Source organism: Streptomyces griseus subsp. griseus, from assembly GCF_000720255.1.
Taxonomy (GTDB): Bacteria; Actinomycetota; Actinomycetes; order Streptomycetales; family Streptomycetaceae; genus Streptomyces; species Streptomyces griseus_I.
On sequence record NZ_JOJE01000105.1, the window covers coordinates 1 to 2,285 of the forward strand.

Sequence of the window (2,285 nt, forward strand, 5' to 3'; positions counted from 1 at the left end):
CTTCGACGCCGCCGGCGTCCCGCTGCACTGGCCCACCCCCGGCGAGCCCGTCACCCTGCCGGACCCGCACACCCGCTGACACCTCACCCGGTGCCGCCGCCGGCGCACCGGCCCGCCGCTTCCACGCCGCCGCAGACGCGGGAGCGGCTGCGGTCACCGCACTGTACGAGGGCCTCGCCACCGTGCCGGACAACACCAGCAACGCGCACGACAGCGCCCAGCAGCTTGTGGGGCTGACGCCGCGCACCCACCGGTCAATGGCTCACGCAGATCGGCCTGTAGCCGACCCGCCTGTCCGCACGAAGAAACGAAAAGAAAAGGAAAGAACATGAAGCCGGAAGTCGTCCACGAGCGCTTCGCCCAGTACCTCAAGGACCGGGACCTCGACGGACTGGGTTCCCTGTTCGCCGAAGACGCCATGTTCGTACCGGGACCGGGACAGGAGCCCGTCTACGGCAGAGAAGGCATCAAGGAAGCGCTGAAGCCCTACCTCGCCGCGCCCGGCACCTTTGAGATGGGGGCGGCGTCGGTCCATCAGAACGGCGACCTGGCGATGGTCCAGGTGCCCTGGCGGATCACGAGCGAGGACGGCACCCTGGAAGGAAAGTCGGTCGAGGTGATGAAGAGGACGACCGAGGGGGACTGGGTCTACATCATCGAAAACCCCTACGGCGTCTGATTCTCGTCATCCCGGCGATCTTGCGACAGAAAGATCCGACCGAGGGGCCTCACGTGCCGACCAGTGTCACATACACCGCCGTGCTCGATGTGAAGCGGTCCACCGCCGCGCACCTGGCCAGCCTCCTGCGCGACCACCGAATCGCGGCCAGAACCCGCAAGGGACGACGCGCGCTGGGCTGCTTCAAGCAGGCCGTGCTCGTGCTGCGCTGGTTCCCCGACGGCGCCCGACTGGCCCAACTCGCCTGTGACAATGGCCTGTCGGTTTCCACCTCCTACCGATACCTCCACGAAGGACTGGCCGTCCTGGCCGCCGGTGCACCGGACCTGTCCACCGCGCTGGAGCGTGCGAAGGCAGCAGGGCTCACGCACGTGAACCTCGACGGCACGGTCATCCGCACCGACCACGTCGCCGCCCCCGGCCCCAACGGCGCAGACCTCTGGTGGTCCGGAAAACACAAGCACCACGGCGGGAACACCCAGGTCATCGCCACCCCGGACGGCTGGCCGATCTGGGTCTCACCGGTCCGCCCGGGCTGGGAACACGGCACCACCTGCGCCCGCCACCACGGCCTGATCGACGCCCTCAACCGGATCGCCGCCGAGCCGGACAGGCCGACGCTCGTCGACCTCGGCTACGAGAACGCCGGCGCCGGCCTCCGCCACCCGCACAAGAAGCCCGCCGGAGGCGAACTGACCGAGGCCCAGCAGACCTACAACAAGGTCATCCGCGGCATCCACGGTGTGTGCGAACGCGCCAACTCCCTGCTCAGCCTCGAAGTTTCGTGACGGTGCGCCGACGGAGTCGGTGGACCGTTCTCGTGCCGTGGGCTGAGGCTGTGGAGGCCGAAGACCCGAGTGTCGCCTCGGGATGGCGCCGGGTTCCACTGCTCCGGGTGTTGAGGTGCTGTCGAAGGGACGGGGAATCCGCTGGTCAGCCAGGGTCGGACAGTTGCGTGAGCCGCTCGAGGGTTGCGGTGATGTGACCGGTCCAGGGCCAGTGCCGGGCCAGGCGGAGGGTTCGCCGACGGCCGGTGGTCACGAGCTGTCCGGCTGCGGTGAACAGGCGGAGCCGTAGTCGGCGGGGCTCCCAGAGCCTGGCCGTGCCGGTCAGGGCGAGCATCGGCATCCAGGCCAGCAGGTCGAGAATACTCAGGGCCAATAAATCAGCCTCCTTTCCATCGGCGGGTGCAGCGGGTGGCGCCACCGAGCACCGTCACCGTGTTCGCGTCACGGGTCACGGCAACGTCGGTTACCACGGGTACTCCTTGACGATCAGGGGTTGACTCCCTCACTCTGGCCGAGTCACTTACTAATGGGAAGTACATACCTTCAGGTGAGGTGGGCACGTGCAGGAAATCGCGCGGGGCAACGTCCGTAATCCCGCCTGCCCTGGCAGGCAGCTGTTCGACCTGGTCACCGCCCGGTGGGCCGCCCTGGTCCTGGTCGACCTCATGGACGGCCCGCAACGCTGGTCCGAGCTGCGCCGGCGGGCCGGCGGCGTCAGTGACAAGATGCTCGCGCAGACCCTGCGCGACCTCGAAACCGGCGGACTGATCACCCGCACCGTGCACACCAGCCGCCCGCCGACGGTGCAGTACGACCTG

Annotated in this window: 2 protein-coding genes and 2 pseudogenes; 3 read left to right on the top strand and 1 reads right to left on the bottom strand. The window is 68.4% G+C overall.

What is annotated here, in order from left to right:
- Positions 1 to 328 precede the first annotated feature (328 nt).
- Positions 329 to 679, top strand: a complete 351-nt coding sequence (locus IG99_RS43230) for a YybH family protein (RefSeq protein ID WP_037684506.1) — start codon at positions 329 to 331, stop codon at positions 677 to 679.
- Positions 680 to 732: 53 nt separating this feature from the next.
- Positions 733 to 1,449: pseudogene (locus IG99_RS43235) on the top strand (transposase family protein); the annotation flags it as partial.
- Between the two features lie 163 nt (positions 1,450 to 1,612).
- Here the strand turns inward: IG99_RS43235 and IG99_RS43240 are convergent.
- Positions 1,613 to 1,825, bottom strand: a pseudogene (locus IG99_RS43240) (transposase); the annotation flags it as partial.
- Between the two features lie 202 nt (positions 1,826 to 2,027).
- On the opposite strand from IG99_RS43240, the gene IG99_RS43245 reads away from it, so the two are divergent.
- On the top strand, positions 2,028 to 2,285 hold a 258-nt coding region (locus tag IG99_RS43245), incomplete at its 3' end, for a winged helix-turn-helix transcriptional regulator (RefSeq protein WP_037684510.1).